This is a genomic window from Yoonia sp. (genome assembly GCF_036770585.1).
Taxonomy (GTDB): domain Bacteria; phylum Pseudomonadota; class Alphaproteobacteria; order Rhodobacterales; family Rhodobacteraceae; genus Yoonia.
On record NZ_DAIPIW010000029.1, the window covers coordinates 17,696 to 32,947 of the forward strand.

Annotated in this window: 19 protein-coding genes; all 19 read right to left on the reverse strand. The window is 65.6% G+C overall.

Annotated features, from left to right (window positions below):
* Positions 1-17: 17 nt before the first annotated feature.
* On the reverse strand, positions 18-311 hold the full coding sequence (locus V7N12_RS07260) for a DUF7742 family protein (RefSeq protein ID WP_333713711.1): 294 nt from the start codon (positions 309-311) through the stop codon (positions 18-20).
* Complete coding sequence (locus V7N12_RS07265) at positions 308-4,135, reverse strand: baseplate multidomain protein megatron (protein WP_333713712.1); 3,828 nt, start codon at positions 4,133-4,135, stop codon at positions 308-310. Before V7N12_RS07265 ends, V7N12_RS07260 begins: the two co-directional genes overlap by 4 nt.
* A gap of 4 nt (positions 4,136-4,139) precedes the next feature.
* Positions 4,140-4,571, reverse strand: a complete 432-nt coding sequence (locus V7N12_RS07270) for a peptidase (RefSeq protein ID WP_333713714.1) — start codon at positions 4,569-4,571, stop codon at positions 4,140-4,142.
* Positions 4,568-5,449 carry a DUF2163 domain-containing protein gene (locus V7N12_RS07275; RefSeq protein ID WP_333713715.1) on the reverse strand — a complete coding sequence of 294 codons (882 nt, stop codon included), beginning with the start codon at positions 5,447-5,449 and terminating at the stop codon, positions 4,568-4,570. Before V7N12_RS07275 ends, V7N12_RS07270 begins: the two co-directional genes overlap by 4 nt.
* Positions 5,446-6,078 carry a DUF2460 domain-containing protein gene (locus V7N12_RS07280; RefSeq protein WP_333713717.1) on the reverse strand — a complete coding sequence of 211 codons (633 nt, stop codon included), beginning with the start codon at positions 6,076-6,078 and terminating at the stop codon, positions 5,446-5,448. Before V7N12_RS07280 ends, V7N12_RS07275 begins: the two co-directional genes overlap by 4 nt.
* A 9-nt stretch (positions 6,079-6,087) precedes the next feature.
* A complete protein-coding gene (locus tag V7N12_RS07285) occupies positions 6,088-6,747 on the reverse strand; it encodes a phage tail tape measure protein (protein WP_333713718.1) in 660 nt (219 codons plus the stop codon).
* Positions 6,740-6,928, reverse strand: coding sequence for a rcc01693 family protein (locus tag V7N12_RS07290; RefSeq protein ID WP_333713719.1), 189 nt, complete (start codon positions 6,926-6,928; stop codon positions 6,740-6,742). Before V7N12_RS07290 ends, V7N12_RS07285 begins: the two co-directional genes overlap by 8 nt.
* The gene (locus tag V7N12_RS07295; RefSeq protein WP_333713720.1) at positions 6,928-7,245 is read right to left on the reverse strand and encodes a gene transfer agent family protein; all 318 of its coding nucleotides are present in this window, start codon (positions 7,243-7,245) and stop codon (positions 6,928-6,930) included. Before V7N12_RS07295 ends, V7N12_RS07290 begins: the two co-directional genes overlap by 1 nt.
* Entirely contained in the window at positions 7,245-7,661 is a 417-nt protein-coding gene (locus V7N12_RS07300) for a phage major tail protein, TP901-1 family (protein WP_333713721.1), read from the reverse strand. Before V7N12_RS07300 ends, V7N12_RS07295 begins: the two co-directional genes overlap by 1 nt.
* A 28-nt stretch (positions 7,662-7,689) precedes the next feature.
* Positions 7,690-8,103: a DUF3168 domain-containing protein gene (locus V7N12_RS07305; RefSeq protein ID WP_333713722.1), complete on the reverse strand. Its 414-nt coding sequence runs from the start codon at positions 8,101-8,103 to the stop codon at positions 7,690-7,692.
* The gene (locus V7N12_RS07310; protein WP_333713724.1) at positions 8,100-8,438 is read right to left on the reverse strand and encodes a head-tail adaptor protein; all 339 of its coding nucleotides are present in this window, start codon (positions 8,436-8,438) and stop codon (positions 8,100-8,102) included. The genes V7N12_RS07305 and V7N12_RS07310 overlap by 4 nt, the downstream gene beginning before the upstream one ends.
* On the reverse strand, positions 8,431-9,030 hold the full coding sequence (locus V7N12_RS07315; protein ID WP_333713726.1) for a head-tail connector protein: 600 nt from the start codon (positions 9,028-9,030) through the stop codon (positions 8,431-8,433). Before V7N12_RS07315 ends, V7N12_RS07310 begins: the two co-directional genes overlap by 8 nt.
* Before the next feature lie 157 nt (positions 9,031-9,187).
* Entirely contained in the window at positions 9,188-10,369 is a 1,182-nt protein-coding gene (locus tag V7N12_RS07320) for a phage major capsid protein (RefSeq protein WP_333713728.1), read from the reverse strand.
* Between the two features lie 18 nt (positions 10,370-10,387).
* Positions 10,388-10,921 (reverse strand): HK97 family phage prohead protease, encoded by a 534-nt coding sequence (locus V7N12_RS07325; protein ID WP_333713730.1) that lies wholly within the window; start codon positions 10,919-10,921, stop codon positions 10,388-10,390.
* On the reverse strand, positions 10,921-11,130 hold the full coding sequence (locus V7N12_RS07330) for a hypothetical protein (protein WP_333713731.1): 210 nt from the start codon (positions 11,128-11,130) through the stop codon (positions 10,921-10,923). Before V7N12_RS07330 ends, V7N12_RS07325 begins: the two co-directional genes overlap by 1 nt.
* On the reverse strand, positions 11,120-12,301 hold the full coding sequence (locus V7N12_RS07335) for a phage portal protein (protein WP_333713732.1): 1,182 nt from the start codon (positions 12,299-12,301) through the stop codon (positions 11,120-11,122). The genes V7N12_RS07330 and V7N12_RS07335 overlap by 11 nt, the downstream gene beginning before the upstream one ends.
* Before the next feature lie 115 nt (positions 12,302-12,416).
* Entirely contained in the window at positions 12,417-13,736 is a 1,320-nt protein-coding gene (locus V7N12_RS07340) for a DNA-packaging protein (RefSeq protein WP_333713733.1), read from the reverse strand.
* The gene (locus V7N12_RS07345) at positions 13,681-14,028 is read right to left on the reverse strand and encodes a hypothetical protein (RefSeq protein WP_333713735.1); all 348 of its coding nucleotides are present in this window, start codon (positions 14,026-14,028) and stop codon (positions 13,681-13,683) included. The genes V7N12_RS07340 and V7N12_RS07345 overlap by 56 nt, the downstream gene beginning before the upstream one ends.
* Before the next feature lie 156 nt (positions 14,029-14,184).
* A partial coding sequence (mltG, locus tag V7N12_RS07350) for an endolytic transglycosylase MltG (protein WP_333713737.1) occupies positions 14,185-15,252 on the reverse strand: 1,068 nt, incomplete at its 5' end.

The window sequence follows — 15,252 nt, forward strand, 5'->3', positions numbered from 1 at the left end:
ACCCGTGATGCGGAGGTTCAATCGGTGTGATGGGTGCCTTTGGTATCTATCGCATTGATCAGAATAGACAAAACGGACAGGACCGACCGGTCGTAGGCCGCAGGTCTGGGGGCCAGCGGATGCCGCAGCGCCGCCGACATCAACGTCCCCGACCCAAACTCCGGATGCAAAAGGCCCGTCGCTGCGCGGTGACCCTCTCCGGCCTGCGCCGCTGCCACAAGGCGACGTGCAGCGTCCCGACGCGCCTCCTCCGGCACGGCCAAGAGCATCCGCAAGGCGACCTCCAGATCGGCCAGCGAAACCGGCCTCATGCAGCAAGGACCACGGCGACCTCCGGCCCCGCCCCGAACCGGGCCGAGACTTGCGCCACGCAAACCGTATAGGGACCCGAACCGATATCGCTGGCGATCTGGGCCGCAGGGTAAGTCCATGCAGGCGACAAAACCAGAACCTCGCGCACCACCACACCGGCCTTGCGGACCCGCAGCAGATAGCTTTCGCTGTCCTCGCCCAAGGGCACCTCGACCCCGTCCCAGATATCGCCGTCGATCCGCGTGCAGCGGATCCACGACAGATCGACAGCGCCCGGGTTGTCATGGGCGCGCAGATGGACGACAGGGTAAGGCCGCAACCCGACGCCGTCGAACCGGTGCACCTGATAGCGATAGCTTGCATCACTCATCGGCGACGAGGATGGCCCGAAGCGAAAGTGTCGTTCGGTCCCTCGCGCCGCACTGGGGAGACCCAACTGGCGGGGCACCCCATTCAGCAGCACCACACGCGAGCCCACGGGCCAACTGCCGGGCATCTCGCCCCAACTGCCCTTCTGGCCGCGCAGAAGTCCCGTCAGCAGATAGCCGCCGGCCACCGGCGTCGCATCGCGAAACTGGATCACCTCCCAGCCGCCCGCAGCACCGCTGCCGATCGCCAGCGTATTCGCCCCTGCCAGCAAGGCCTCTGGCGTCGCACTTGCCAAGGCGCCCCCCGAAAAGGCGACACGCAGCACTACGCGCTGCCAAAGCCCAACCGGCCCTTCCGGCAAGACCGTTTCCGTCACACCGATGACCGAGGGCTGCTCGTACAGCCCCTCCAGCGCATAACCGCTGTCCTGCGCCGCAGTGTAAAGAGCGATGCTTCCCGGCCATGGGTTGCCCGCGACAGCGACATGGGGTGCATGGGGCTGCTCGTCTCCGGTCAGAAGCGGCAGGTCCATGAACAGCATCTCGGCGGGCACAGGGGCCGCGAAGGCCACGGGCCGCGATGGGCTGATATCCTCGACCCCGGTCGCCCCCGCGGTCTGCGTGGCGACCCGCGCCGCCTCGACCAGCCGCACGCCGGCCTCTTCGATCCGCGCGATGCGGTATGTGGCCCCGTCGATCGCCACGATATCCCCCGCGCCCAGCGCCTGCCGCGAGGGCGGCAGCGAAAACTGCACCGTGTCGCGCCCGGCCCTTGCCTCCTGCAACCAGCGTGCCACGCAGTCGCCCCCCTCGGCGGCGGTCATCACCAGTGGAAACTCGCTGCGGTTCAGGGTCGGCGCCGGATCATCCGGCAGCGCGGCCTCGCGGACCATGGGCGCATAATCGGCATCGGCATCGAGAAACCCGACCTGCACCCGCCCCGCCAGCGCCGCCTTGGGCGCGCGGGTCAGGCGCAGATGCTCGTCACTGTCGGGATCACGCGCCAGCCAGAGCGGATCAAGCTCCGCCGCGACCGTCCCGCGTTGCGCGCGGAACACAAGCACCCCGTCGCGCATCACCGCCTCGAACCCGAAGGCCAGCATCAGCGGCTGCAACCCTGCCCGCCCTGTTTCCACACCGCTTTGCATGTAGCCGCGCACAACACCGAAGAGCTGCGAGACATCGTAATGTCTCACGCCTGCGCCATCACAGATCTCGGCCACGACCGAGGCAAGGCTGCGCCCGCTCGCCCGCCCGTTCAGGGTCGCGCCCACCGGATATGTGCCGCCATCGGGCCATTGACCAAGGTTTGTCGGAAAGAACGGAAACGGCCGCGGATCCCAGCAGCGCGCATGGGCATGGGCAAGGTCCATCATCGGGCCGCCATAGACCTGCGACACCGGATTCTCTGCCGCATAATGCCCAAGAACCGCACGCAGATATTGCTGCTGGATCAGATCGTCCCTGATGCCTTGCGCATAGTGCGGCAGTTCGCGGCCCAGGACCGCAGGATCGGGCGTATTCGTCCCCAGATCGACAGCGCGGCACCCCAGCGAGAGCATCCGGATCGGCTTGCCCTGCGGCACCCAATCCGTCGCCTGCAACAGGCGGACGCCATCCACACGCGGATGATGCGGGTTGTCCCACCAGCCACGGAAGTCCTTGGTCCGCCAGACCCAGTCCTCGCCGTCAGGGTCCATGATAGGAACCCGCCGCTGCGCGGCCCGCGCCTCGGGAGTGGGATAGTGCCAGTCATAGCCCTCGCCGCCCGCGACGTTCCCCTGAAGGTAGGTCAGATCGTGCACCGATCCGGCGGCAGCGTCGCGGTGATCCTCGCCCTCGCGCCAGTCGGACAGCGGCATGCGGGCGTTGATCCCAACGAAATCGATCTGCGCATCGGCCCAAAGCGGATCGAGCGGAAACAGCCGATCCTGCGTGCCGGGCGGGGTATAGCCCAGCGCCTCTGCCCCGTCGGCGGCATAACCGATCCGGCAATCCGGCCCAAGGATCGCGCGCACATCCGCCGCCAGGGCCCGCAGCGCGGCGACGGCGGGAAAGTTCCCGTCCGCGTCGCGGATACGGGTCAGTCCCGCAAGATCGGTGCCGATCAGGAAGCTGTCGACACCACCCGCAGCCAGCGCCAGATGCGCATAGTGCAGCACCATCCGCCGATAGCCCCCCGCCGCACCCTGATAGGTCACCTGCTGGCCCGCGATCTGAAAATCCGCCGCACTCGCAGCACCGAAGAAGGCCGCGATCTCTGCCACCGCCGCTGCCGTGCCATCGGGCGAGCCGTCTTCACCAGCCGCCACCGACAGCGTCAGCCGCCCGCACCACGGTGTCGCGGCCTGTTCCGCGTCCCCCCATGGGTCCGGCAGGCCGTTCCCCGCCTCTTGGATCATCCGCAAGCGGGGCTCAAGCGTCACCGCAAGCCCGCGCGCCTGCAGGTCCGCGATCGCTTCGCGCACCGCCCTGTCCGTCGGCGTGCCGCGCATCCCCGCAGGCAGCGCCGTTGCAGCGATCCCGCCAACGCGCCATGGCATCGCATCCGAGGTCACAAGACCCTCCGAGACCATCGGCGCGACGGCACAGCTCGCGCAGCGCAGATCATCACCGAACCATGCGACGGGCAGCACCACGGACCCCAAGCCCGGCAAATCCCTTTGCATCGCATCGACCGCCACCGCAAAATCACTGCCGCCAAGGGGCGAATGGGTATTCAGCGCGCGCTGGACGCCATCCGTCCCTGCGCCATGCAACTGGGTCACGGCCAGCCCGTATTCGCCGCAGCCATCCCCCAGCACGACGCCCTGCACCTGTCCCCAGATTTCATCAGCCGCGCTCCGGACGACCTCGAAGGTCAGTTGCGGAATCCGATTGCCGAACTGCCCCAGGGCCAGGTCCTCCAGGACGACATAGGCGATCCCGCGATAGGCCGGGGCATTCTCTGCCCCCTCGACGGCGGCGATCTTGGGATCCGGCTGCTGGTCGTCTGACCCTCGATAGACCCGCATGTTCAGCACCTCGGGCGAGATTTCGGCCCCATCCGCCCAGACCCGCCCGATCCCGGAGATCACGCCCTCACACAGTGCCACCGCAAGGCTGACCGAGTAGCTGTAGGTCGTCGTCGTGGGGGTGGGTCGGCTGCCTTTGCCGCCGCCGGTGGTCGTGGTGTCCTCGAAGAACTGCGTGGCCCAGATTACCTGCCCCGCAACCCGCATCCGACCATAGACGCGCTGGACATCGGCCCCCTCGGCCGCGCTGGTGATGCGAAAGCGGTCGATCCGCCCGGTCTCGACCGCCGCACTGCCGCTGCCCAGCAAGGTCTGGTCGATGCGCTGGCCAAGGGCCGCCCCAGCCGCACGGCCGATCGTCGCCATCGACAACCCCAGCACCGAACCACCAATCGATCCGCCCAGCGCCATGCCGGCGGCGGAAAGTACAATCGTCGCCATATCGTCAACCTTTCAAGGGAAATTCAAACCGAGCCGCCACGCGGCGGCGCCATGGATCGGAAAGCGGGCTTTCGACGACACCATGGCCGGTATAGGCATGGATGAATGCCGGACGGTCACCCGCCTGGGACAAAAGACCCACATGCTTGGCCACAGCCCCGCGCCGCATCCGGAAGAGCAGGACCTGCCCCGGCTCCCAGTCGCGCCCGGCTGGCTGCAAATGCCGCAAGGCCGCCGCCAAAAGACGCTCATCCCCCTGCGGCTCGGCCCAATCGGGGGTATAGGGCGGCACGGCCTCGGGCTCGGCCCCATAAAGGCCCCGCCAGACCCCGCGCAACAGGCCCAGACAGTCGCATCCCACCCCCTGAACCGAGGCCTGATGCACATAAGGCGTCCCGATCCACGCGCGCGCCAAAGCGATGGAAGGCGCGGTCATCGCACAAGGCTCCCGCCGGTATTCACCCCGCCAGAGCGCGGCACGCCGACCAACCAATCCTCGCCCGGCATGTCGGTAAAGCCGCGGAAATTCAGGAAGTTGTCGAACTTCGCCTTGCAGGTCGCCGCACGGCGGTCACATCCGGCTGTCAGGCGCAGACGGTCCTGCGCCGCCAGCGGCACCGGAAACGGCGCCCACAATCCGACAAGGCGCTGCCCGTCGCGTAGCTGATCCGACCGTATCGCCTGCCGCAATCCCTTGGCCGGTCCCGCAACAACCTCGCATAAACCTTGCGCGAACCAGCCATCGGCAAATCCGCCGTCCGGCATGGCGAAAGTCGCGCCGGTCAGCGGCTGGTCCAAAACATGATCGAACCGATAGGCCGGATCACCCAGATCTACGCCGCAAGCCGCATCGCCCGGCAAGGCGGCACAACTGCGCAGGTAGGTGCGTCCGACAGGCTGGTTCAGCGGCTCGGCCAGACCGTTCAGTTCCGCCTCGAAGGCCCCGCCCGCGCGCGTGATCTCGCCGATCGTGCCGCGAAACTGGACCTGGCGCGCCGCCACGTCATCCCAGCACACCAGCCAGACCGTGACCTCTGCCCCGTCAAACCGCCCCGCCGCGATATCGGCTTCGGAAATCCGCTGGTCCGACAGGATGCCCAAAGCGCTGGTATTGTCCACCGACAGCCCCGCACTGCTGGTCAAGGCCCGCGCCGACAGCCCGCCCTGCGGCGTGAAGGTCAGCCCCTCGAAGACCAGCGGCAGATCGTGATCGGTGAACCCCAGCCGCACACCGTCAAGGCGGCGGACTTCCCAGCAACGGCAACTGTGCGTGGCACCGGTCGCCAGATGCGCGAAAAGATCGTCGCGGCTCATATCCGGATCTCCACCACGGGGACATTGGGGATTTCCCCAGCCTCGAACCGCGAGGCGGCGATCAGGATGGCATCGGTGTCAAAGCGGACCGGCACGTCGAAGGCAAAGCCCGCACGCACCTCTGCTTCCTCGTCGGGGGCGGTGTCAAAGGTCACCACGCCACTCGTCAGATCCAGCGTGTAATCCACGCCTTCCACCATCGGCACGCCGCCAATGGCAATGCGGACGGACCCCGCCACCGGTTTCGTGATCGGGCGGGTATAGGTGACGGTGCCGGACCGATAGTGTTTCACCAGTTGAAACGCCCTCCGCACCTCGTCCCCCATGCCCAGCAACTGGTCATCGGGATCAATCTGCTGGCTTGGAAAGCACGAGCGGTAGTCGCTCCAGTCCTTCCAACGAAAGCCGATCAATTGCCCCTGCCGCGCTTCGAAGAACGCGATCAGGTCCTCCACATCATCCATCGAGCGCAGCCCCAGCCCCGCATCATACCGCCTGCGCGCATGGGCCCAGGGCGTGTTGCGTTCCTCGAAGCCATTGGCGAGGGTGACGATCTCGGTCCGCCGCTCGGGCCCGCCAAGGGCGCCAAAGCTCAGGGAGGCGGGAAATCTGATCTCGTGGAATGTCATCTCTTGCTCCTATTGGTGGCGCTGGCCACGGGCCAGGGCGCGGCTCATCTGCGCTGCAATCTGCGCCGAACTGCGCTGGAAACCGGCAACGTCAGGGGTGGTGATGTTCATGTTGACCGTGACAGCCCCGCCGCCCGCTCCGCGCACGCCCAAGGACCCATCCGGCCCGCGCGCCAGCGGCATGATCGCCTCTGGCCCTGCTTCACCCATCAGACCGGCACCGCCGCGCATCGGAAAGCTGGTGGGACCGCTGACCACACCACCCTTGGCAAAGGGCATCACGCGCCCTTGGGAAAAGCTCCCGCCTGCGCCGAAGGGCATCAGCCCCGACACCAAGGCATTCAGCCCCCCGGCCAGCATCCCGCCGAAGTGGTCCGTCACCGGATTGATGGCGTTTGCATATACCGTCTGGCTCATCTTTTCGGCCAGCCCGCCCAGCACATCCGAAAGGCTCTCGCCCCCCAGCACCAGCCCGTCGAAGGCACGGCGCAAACCACTGGAAAAGCCGCGTTCGAGGTTGCCCAGATCGCGCGTGGTCTCGCGCAGACTGCCCTGCACCAGCCGCAACTCATCCGAAAACGCCTGCGTCATCGCCGAGGTATCGCCCAAGGCCCGCTCCAATGCGGCCACATCGCTTTCCAGCGCGTCGAGTGCGTCGATTTCATCCATCTTTCACATCCTCATCAGGAAAGGCCGCCAGCAGATCATCCAGCCGCGCCCGCAACATCGGTGCCGCCGATCCCGACAGCCCCAGCATCATCTGCAATTCCACCGGCGTCAGCGCCCAGAACTGCGCCGGCGTCAGGCGCAGCCCGCAAAGCCCCGCCTGCATCAACCCGCGCCAGTCCATCAGGCTTCGGGCAGCGCAAAGGCCCGCGCCAAAAGCATCGCCGCTGCACGCGCCGCGCCAATCGGTCCGCCCGCGATATCGGCCCGCACCAGATCCGCCGCAGTCCCCTGCCAGCCGCCGCCACGCAGACCGGCGACGATGACGGCCAGCACATCCGCGCCGGAAAACCCCGCAGTCTCGAAACGCCGCACAAGATCCACCAGCGACCCCGTCGCCAGTCCCGCCTCCAGCTCCGCCAATGCCCCCAGCGTCAGCTTGCACTGGTGGCGCAGACCGTCGATCTCGACGATCACCTCTCCGGCATAGGGGTTCGCCATCAGACCAGCGCCAGGAATGTCAGCGGTCCGGCCGAGGCCAGCGCCATCTCATAGGTCGCCTCGCCATTGTGCGAGCCTGCATATTCGATCGAGGTGATCTGGAATTTGCCCTCGATGGTCCCGAAATCCGGCACGATCACCTGAAATTCCGGCGTCTCGCCTGCGAAAAAGATCTGCCGCGCCCGTTCGTCGGTGTCGGCGTCCTTGAACACACCCGAGCCGGAAATCGCCGCCGTCTTCATCCCCGCCCCGCCCAAAAGCTCGCGCCAGCCGCCCGTGCTTTCAAGCGAGGTCACATCCACGGATTCCGCATTTAGGCTCAACCGCGTGGCCCGCAATCCGGCGACGGTCTGGAATGACCCGCCGCCCGTCATATCGATCTTGACCAAAAGGTCCTTGCCATTCTGTGCAGCCATGCCGCCTCTCCTTGAATGAATGTTTGGTTCAGGCGTCGTCCGAGACGCGCGCATTGAATGTCAGGTTGATCTGGCGGATGCTGCCCGTGCCCACCCGCAAGGCCCGCGCCTTGACAAAGTGCAGCGCCACAAGCCGGCCACGGGTCAGCGTGAGGTCGGCATCGACCAGCGCATCGCTGACCGCCGCAGCCACAGCCTTGGCCGCAGCAAAGCCCGCGCGCTCCGTCACGACGGAAATCACCAGCCGATGCTCTGCGCCGCCGCCCGTCTTGTCCGAGGCATCCCGCACATCCTCCGCCCCGAGGATCACGTAAAGCGCAGGCAAGGCCCCGTCCGGAAGCGCGTCATAGACCGCATCACCGACCAAACCCCCGACAGCGGCATCCCCCGTCAGCCTGTCATAGATCGCGGTCTGAAGCGCCGCCGCCACTGCATAGCTCATGGGGCGACCTCCTCGTCCGCATGGCAGAGCAGATATTGCGCATGTGTGCCCGCTTCGGTCACCGCCAGAATGTTGAAGACCTGCGCGCCCGACAGGAACCTCTGTCCCGCCTTGGGCCGCGAGGGCGCATCATGGGGCGCCGCCCGCACCGTGATCTTCAGCGGCACCCGGCTGCGTGTGGCCTGCCCCGCCAGCACCTCGCGGCCTGTCGCCGCCCTGATCTCGGCCCAGAGAACGCCAAGCGGCTCCCAGGTGCGCTCATATCCGCCCGCACCATCCGCGACCTTCAAAGGCGCTTCCAGCACAAGGGCGCGGTTCATCACAGGCTCAGCCATGGGCACCACCCATGAACAGACGCAGGTTGCGGTAGCCCTCGATCAGGGCGCGGACGACTTCTGGCATCCCCGAATGTTCGTGACCGGAAAACCGGTTCTGGTAAAAGTGACCGGCAAGAATGATCACCGCCTGCGCCAGATCGCGCGGCAGATCGGACCACTCGGGCCCATATCCCGCCGTCAGCATGATCCGCACGGCACCGCCCCGCGGCACATCCGGCAGATCACCACCCAGTGGACAGATCATCGGGCGATGCTGGTCGGGTTGCAGGAACCAGCGGTCGGGATCGACCTGCAGTTCCGCCCCGTGGCGATTGATCAACACCACCTCGGTCACATCCGTCACCGGCGAGACCGGCAGGACCTGCCCTTCGGCGTTGCGCCAGACACTCACATCCCAGCGAAAGTCGCGCGCAATCAGGATCTTCCCCGTGCGGGCCTCGATCGCCGCCATGGCCGCCCGCAGATGACTTTCGAGCAGACCATCCTGCAAGCTGCCATCGGCGAACCCTGTGCCCAGGCGCAGGTATTCTTTGAACTGATCGACCGGCAAAGCCGCCTGGCTCACATGGGTCACTTCGACTAACATCATGGAATCGCTCCGAAATCACTTATGGAGTATGATCCCCCGGGCACCCGCCCTCCGCATTGCTCGGACGGAAGGGTAAGCTAGACAATGCGAAGGATTGCCGTATGCGCGCCCGGGGAACGGCAAGGGCCATGGGCCCCCGCCTTTCGCAAGGCCAGCCTTAGCTGACCGCGAATTTCATCAGCTTGATCGCCGCGAAATCACTGACCGCACCGCCGACACGCTTGGTGGCATAAAACAGCACATGCGGCTTGGCCGAGAACGGATCACGCAGCACGCGCAGGTCGGGACGCTCGGCCACGGTATAGCCTGCCGCGAAGTCACCAAAGGCAATCGCCATCGCCGCGTCGTCGATATCGGGCATGTCCTCGGCAATCAGCACCGGATAGCCCAGCAGACGCGCAGGTTCACCCAAGGCCAGACCATCGGCCCAGACAAAGCGGCCATCGTTGTCCTTCAGCTTGCGGACGTGACCGGCGGTCTTCGAGTTCATCACGAACTTGGCATTGGCGCGATAGTTGGCCCCCAGCGCATAGACCAGATCGATGATCGGATCGGCGCGGGTGATCCCGCCGGTGGTCTCTGATGGCACATAGCCAAGGCTGCCCCAGCTCCAGCTGTCATTGCCGATGGTGGGGTAGGACAGAAAACCCTTCGGCTTGTCGATCCCGTCACCGCTGACGAAGGCCGCCGCTTCCGAGCGCGCGAACTTGTCGGCGATCCGCCCCGCCAGCCAGCCTTCGATATCGAAAGCACTGTCATCCAGCAGACGCTGCGAGGCCTTCGGCAGCGCGGAAAGCTCATGCAGCGGGATCGAGATCCGCTCGATCTGCGGCGTATCGGTCTCGGTGCGCGCCGCCGTTTCGCTGGCCCAGCCGGCGCCCATCTCGGAATGATCGACCAGCACATCGAAAGAGGTCGCATCGACATTCACCACCGAAGCGATCGACCGGATCGAGGCGGTCGAGGACAGCGTGCCCTGAATCGTCGCCGCCGTCTGCGGATCGACCAGATAGCCGCCATCGGCAGCGACCGCCGTGCTCATCGCCTTGCCTTCGATCGCAAGGCCGCGCAGCCCGTCATCATCGCCGGATCGCAGATAGGCGGCAAAGGCCTTCTGATGCGGGGCTTCCTCGCTGGCCGCCTGCGCCAAGGCAGGGCGTGCGGTCATCATCGTCTTTCGGTCAAGCTTGGTCATTCGTGTATCCTGCTCTTGAAGTTGCGCCTTCACGTCATGCGAGAACGCCTTGAAATCGCTCATGAAGCCGGTCATGGCAGCCGTCAGCGCCTGGGCGGGGGACAGATCATCCCCGGCCCGGGACTTGGTCTCGGGATTGCTCATCTGATTGTCCTTTCGGGTCTAACTCTTCGGGTTGGCAAGGCTCGCGCGGGCCGTCTCGAAGGCCTCTGCCAGCATCGCCATCACCGCATTTTCGGGGTCATCCGCTTTCGCGCCGACGCGGGCATCGGGCAGCATCGGAAAGGTCACCAGCGACACCTCCCAAAGCTCCAGTTCGGTCAGGCGGCGCTGGCCTGCATCATCCTTGCGCGCCTTCAGCGTGCGATAGCCGATCGACAGCCCGTCAATCGCTTTCGCCGCAATCAGGGACGCCGCCTCGCGGCCCTTGGCCACATCCGTCAGCAACCGGCCCTTGACCCAAAGGCCCTTGGCATCCTCGCGGACCTCGTCCCAGACGCCGATGGGCTGGGCCGGATCATGCTGCCACAGCATCTTGACGCCGCGCCCCTTGGCCAGCGAGGCCGCATAGGCCCCCCGCTCGACGATATCGCCACCCTGATCGGGCGCGCCGAACAGCGAGGCATAGCCGCTGATCACCGTGCCATCGGTGACGGCGATCTCGCCGCCAAGGCTGCAAAACTTGTGTTCCAACATCAGTTGGCCCCCTTGCTCAAAACGTTCACGATTTCAAAGATCACCAGCGCCGCGCTGCCGCAGACAAGGACCCAGACAAGCCGTTCGAGGCGGAACACCATCCCCTCGATCCGGCCCAGACGGTGGTCCACTTGCGCGAACCAGAAGTCCTGCCCCGGCAAAGGCGCGACACGCGGCTTGCCCGAGATATCGACGACCTTAGGATCCATGGCACGGCTCGCGTGGTGGCAGGCCCAAAATGCTGCGCTTTTCCGCTTCGGTCAGAAAATCCGCATCACTCACGCGGCGCCACTGGGCATCGCGCTCGGCGGTCAGGGCGGGCACCTGATCAAGATCGGGGCGCAGCACGATATCCATGCCCGCAACCTCGGACATCCAGCCCGACAGCGCCTCGAATACCCGCGACACCAGCGGCAGCACGGTCAGGCGATAGAAGGCGCGGTTCGCCTCTTGATAATTCGCGTAAGTCGCGTCGCCGGGGATCCCCAGGATCATCGGCGGCACCCCGAAAGCCACGGCAATCTCGCGCGCCGCCGCTTCCTTGGTCTTCTGGAACTCCATGTCCGAGGGCGAAAAGCCCATCGGCTTCCAGTCGAGCCCCCCTTCCAGCAGCATCGGCCGCCCCGCATTGCGCGCGCCCTGATGCTGCGTCTCCATCTCCATCAGCAACCGGTCATATTGATCCGGCGTCAGCGAAGACTGCCCGTCGGCGCCGGAATAGACGATCGCCCCCGAAGGCCGCGCGGCATTGTCCAGCAAGGCCTTCGACCAGCGCGAGGCCGCGTTATGCACATCGATCGCCGCCGCCGCCGCTGTCAGGGCGGACATGCCATAGTGATCGTCCTGCGGATGAAAGCTCTTGATATGGCAGATCGGGCTGATGCCCTCGGTCACCGCAAAGCGATGCTTGCGCCCGCCGACCGCGTATTCATAGGCCACCGGCCAGCCATCCGCGCCGGGCACCACCGACATGCGGTCCGACCGCAGCACATGCAGTTCCACCGGCACCGCGTCCTCGGCCAAAGCCGCTTCGAGATATCCGTTCCCCGTCAGCAACAACTGCCCGAACAAGGCCTCGAACATCTCGGCCCGACCCTGCCCCGCATTGGGACGCGCCAGCAGCGCCTGCACGGGATGCTGCTCGAACCTCTGGCCCGCATCCTGCACGATGACCGGAATCGCCGCCGCTGCCTCTGCAATCAGCTTGACCGCGCGAAACCCCACCGGATTGCCCGTAAACCCCGCCTTGGTCAGCGAGGCCACATCCCGCGGCGACCACATCACACGGCCCGCAGCCCCCAGTGCCGCGACCCGCCCGGCAGCCGAGGCCTTGACCTCGACCCCCTGTTCCGGCCCCTTGCGGCGCATCCAATCAAACATGCAATTCTCCCTTGCGCCGATCCCTTGGGGACCATCTGCAGTTCACGAAAACCAATTTGCGGGAAAGACGTTCGCAACCCTGAAACGGGGCGCACGGTGCGCCCCGCAACAGCTTTCAAAGGGTGCGAATCTGCGGATTGCGCCATGCCGCAGCAGGGGCAATCATCAGATCATGCAAGGCCCAGACCAGCGCATCGACACGGTCAGGCGAGCCACGGCCCGCATACCCACCCGAGGTCATCTGCACCATCTGATCCTCTAGTTGATCGAGGCCAGCGACATGGCTCACCCGCCCCTGCTCGTAGAGGGCCGCCACAGGTTCCGCCCTAGCGACCTTCCCCCGCGAGGCCCTGACCCCGCGATAGGGCAACAGCGGATCGACCTGCCGCAAGACATCCTCGACCATGTCACCGCCCTGGTTGACCTCTGCCACCAGCCGGTCCGCCCCATGCCGGTGGAACGCCGCCACAGCGACCTCGGCCCAGCCCAAGGGCTTCAGCCCCGCGACCGAAGCATCCTCCAGCACCACCGCCCGCCAGTCCTGCACCGGTCCCGCCATCGCGACGCCCGCCACGACAATCCCGCAGGCATCCGCCTGCGCCGTCGCGGTGGCAGGCGGATCAATGGCCACAACGATCCGGTCCAGTTTCGGCACCTGTTCCGCACGTTGGATCATCTCAAACGACCACAAGGCCCCCTCGATCTCGGACAGCAACTCGCCCGCGATCTCCTGCCGGCCCAACTGCGTGCCGCCATAGCGCGCCACGACCTCAGCGATAAAACTCGCCGCAAGGTTTGCCCTGTTGGCCTGCGTCGGCGCATGGGTCATCACCGTCGAATTGCGCTGCAACAGCCCCTCCAGCAAGGCAGACCGCCTTGGCGTGGTGGTGACACAGGCCCGCGGATCATCCCCCAGCCGCAAGCCGAATTGCAGCATGTCCCAGGCCTCTTGCGCACGCTTCCACTTGGCCAGTTCATCGGCCCAAAGCGCCTCGAACTGCCGCCCGCGCAAGGCATCGGGATCATGCGCCGACAGGACCTGCGCCTCGGCCCCGTTGGGCCAGACCAGCATCCGCCGCCCCGCCTGCCAGTCCGGACGCCGGTCGGACGGCGCACAGGCCATGATCCCGCTGTCGCCGAAGACCATCAACTCGCGCGCCTGATCCATCGTCTCGCCGACCAGTGCCACTTGGCGCACCAGCCCCGCATCAAGCGGTTTCGGCCCCTCGACCATGGCCCGCACCCATTCCGCCCCCGCCCGGGTCTTGCCCGCACCACGTCCCCCCAGAATCGTCCAGGTGCGCCATTCGCCACCCGGCGGGGTCTGATGATCCAGCGCCCAGAACTCGAACAGGTTGGGCAATGCGACAAGTTCCGCCTCAGTCAGCCCCGCCAGAAACGCCTTCTGCGTCGCGCGCGGCACGGATCCGATCAAGCTTGCGCCCGATCGAAGCACGGATCGCGTCGTAGTCGATGGGCTCACCCCCGTCTTTTCCAAGTCTGGCATGGAAGGCCTCCTCTTTTTCGAGCACCTTCAAATGCGCCGAATGCAATTCCCCAAGTTTTCTGATTAGGTCTGCCGGTTTCACCGCTGCCGGATCATCCCGCGCTGCCTGAACCATGTCCTGCAAGAGGACACGCATGTCCCCTGTCAGCACTCTGAGTTCCCTCAAACGCGCTTCTTCATCCGATACGGGCCCGCCCGCACCTCTGGTTTCGTCTGTCATTGAAGTTCTGCCTGTAATGGGTCTTCCGCCCCAGGCGAGTCTCGGGCCGGAACCCGATATCTAGCCCTCGTAACATACTGACAAAAATGGCAAAAGTCAAAGGGCCGGACGCAACACGCGACCGGCCCCTTCACCAATTTCTAAGCTTTTGCCGGTCTAGCCGTCGCTTTCTTGGGTGGCACGCTCTGCCTCGATCTGGCGCCAGCGGGCGACATTGCGGTTGTGATCGTCAAGGTTCGTCGCGAAGGCATGACCGCCGGTGCCATCGGCCACAAAGAAGATATAGGCGGTGGTATCGGGGTTCAGCGCCGCCTCGATCGCCGCGCGCCCGGGGTTCGCGATCGGCGTCGGAGGAAGACCCTCGATCACATAGGTATTCCAAGGGGTTGCCGCGCGAAGTTCACTTTGTCGCAACCCACGTCCCAGGACACCGACACCCTGATTGATGCCATAGATCACCGTCGGGTCCGTCTGCAAACGCATCCCGCGGTTCAGGCGATTGACAAAGACGCTCGCGACCTGTGCCCGCTCGTCCGGGACGCTGGTTTCCTTCTCGATGATCGAGGCGAGAATCAGCGCCTCTTCCGGTGTCGAAAGCGGCAGACCCTCGGCCCTGTTTTCCCAGGCTTGGGTCAGGATCGCGGTCTGCACGTCGGTCATGTCGGCCAGAATGGATGACACCGTGTCACCCACCGACACCTCATAATCGCGCGGCGCAAGCGAGCCTTCGGGCGGAACGACATCAATATCCGCGACAAGGATATCAAGCTGCGACAGCGCATTCAGGATCTGCCAGCTTGTCGCCCCTTCCGCAATCACGACCCGAAAAGAGGCCGACCCGTCGTCCTTCAACGCGAGGTATTCCGCAGGCGGTTCCTCTTCGACAATGATGAAACTCGCGATCTCCGCGAATTGGTTGGTGGCCGGATCAAGCTCGCGCACATCGACCAACGTCCGGTTGATGCCGACGCGATAGATCACCTCGGCCCCGCAGGTATTGCGTCCGCCGCGCGTGACGATATCGACGATCTCTTCCATGGTGGCCGCTTCCGGCACACGGAACCGCCCCGCTTTCAGCAAACCAGATTTTTCGCTGTAATCCGCCCCCGCCTCGAAGATGAACGCCGAATTGATCGCCCCGCGCTCCAGAAGATCCTGCGAGACACCGGCGAAACTCCCGCCCGAGGGCACCTCGAGACAGATCGCCTGCGAAAGCGGCCCGGG

Excerpts from the sequence above, each read along its gene's own strand:
- V7N12_RS07260 (WP_333713711.1), bottom strand. The coding sequence starts at position 311 with ATGAGGCCGGTTTCGCTGGCCGATCTGGAGGTCGCCTTGCGGATGCTC.
- V7N12_RS07265 (WP_333713712.1), bottom strand. The coding sequence starts at position 4,135 with ATGGCGACGATTGTACTTTCCGCCGCCGGCATGGCGCTGGGCGGATCG.
- V7N12_RS07270 (WP_333713714.1), bottom strand. The coding sequence starts at position 4,571 with ATGACCGCGCCTTCCATCGCTTTGGCGCGCGCGTGGATCGGGACGCCT.
- V7N12_RS07275 (WP_333713715.1), bottom strand. The coding sequence starts at position 5,449 with ATGAGCCGCGACGATCTTTTCGCGCATCTGGCGACCGGTGCCACGCAC.
- V7N12_RS07280 (WP_333713717.1), bottom strand. The coding sequence starts at position 6,078 with ATGACATTCCACGAGATCAGATTTCCCGCCTCCCTGAGCTTTGGCGCC.
- V7N12_RS07285 (WP_333713718.1), bottom strand. The coding sequence starts at position 6,747 with ATGGATGAAATCGACGCACTCGACGCGCTGGAAAGCGATGTGGCCGCA.
- V7N12_RS07290 (WP_333713719.1), bottom strand. The coding sequence starts at position 6,928 with ATGGACTGGCGCGGGTTGATGCAGGCGGGGCTTTGCGGGCTGCGCCTG.
- V7N12_RS07295 (WP_333713720.1), bottom strand. The coding sequence starts at position 7,245 with ATGGCGAACCCCTATGCCGGAGAGGTGATCGTCGAGATCGACGGTCTG.
- V7N12_RS07300 (WP_333713721.1), bottom strand. The coding sequence starts at position 7,661 with ATGGCTGCACAGAATGGCAAGGACCTTTTGGTCAAGATCGATATGACG.
- V7N12_RS07305 (WP_333713722.1), bottom strand. The coding sequence starts at position 8,103 with ATGAGCTATGCAGTGGCGGCGGCGCTTCAGACCGCGATCTATGACAGG.
- V7N12_RS07310 (WP_333713724.1), bottom strand. The coding sequence starts at position 8,438 with ATGGCTGAGCCTGTGATGAACCGCGCCCTTGTGCTGGAAGCGCCTTTG.
- V7N12_RS07315 (WP_333713726.1), bottom strand. The coding sequence starts at position 9,030 with ATGATGTTAGTCGAAGTGACCCATGTGAGCCAGGCGGCTTTGCCGGTC.
- V7N12_RS07320 (WP_333713728.1), bottom strand. The coding sequence starts at position 10,369 with ATGAGCAATCCCGAGACCAAGTCCCGGGCCGGGGATGATCTGTCCCCC.
- V7N12_RS07325 (WP_333713730.1), bottom strand. The coding sequence starts at position 10,921 with ATGTTGGAACACAAGTTTTGCAGCCTTGGCGGCGAGATCGCCGTCACC.
- V7N12_RS07330 (WP_333713731.1), bottom strand. The coding sequence starts at position 11,130 with ATGGATCCTAAGGTCGTCGATATCTCGGGCAAGCCGCGTGTCGCGCCT.
- V7N12_RS07335 (WP_333713732.1), bottom strand. The coding sequence starts at position 12,301 with ATGTTTGATTGGATGCGCCGCAAGGGGCCGGAACAGGGGGTCGAGGTC.
- V7N12_RS07345 (WP_333713735.1), bottom strand. The coding sequence starts at position 14,028 with ATGACAGACGAAACCAGAGGTGCGGGCGGGCCCGTATCGGATGAAGAA.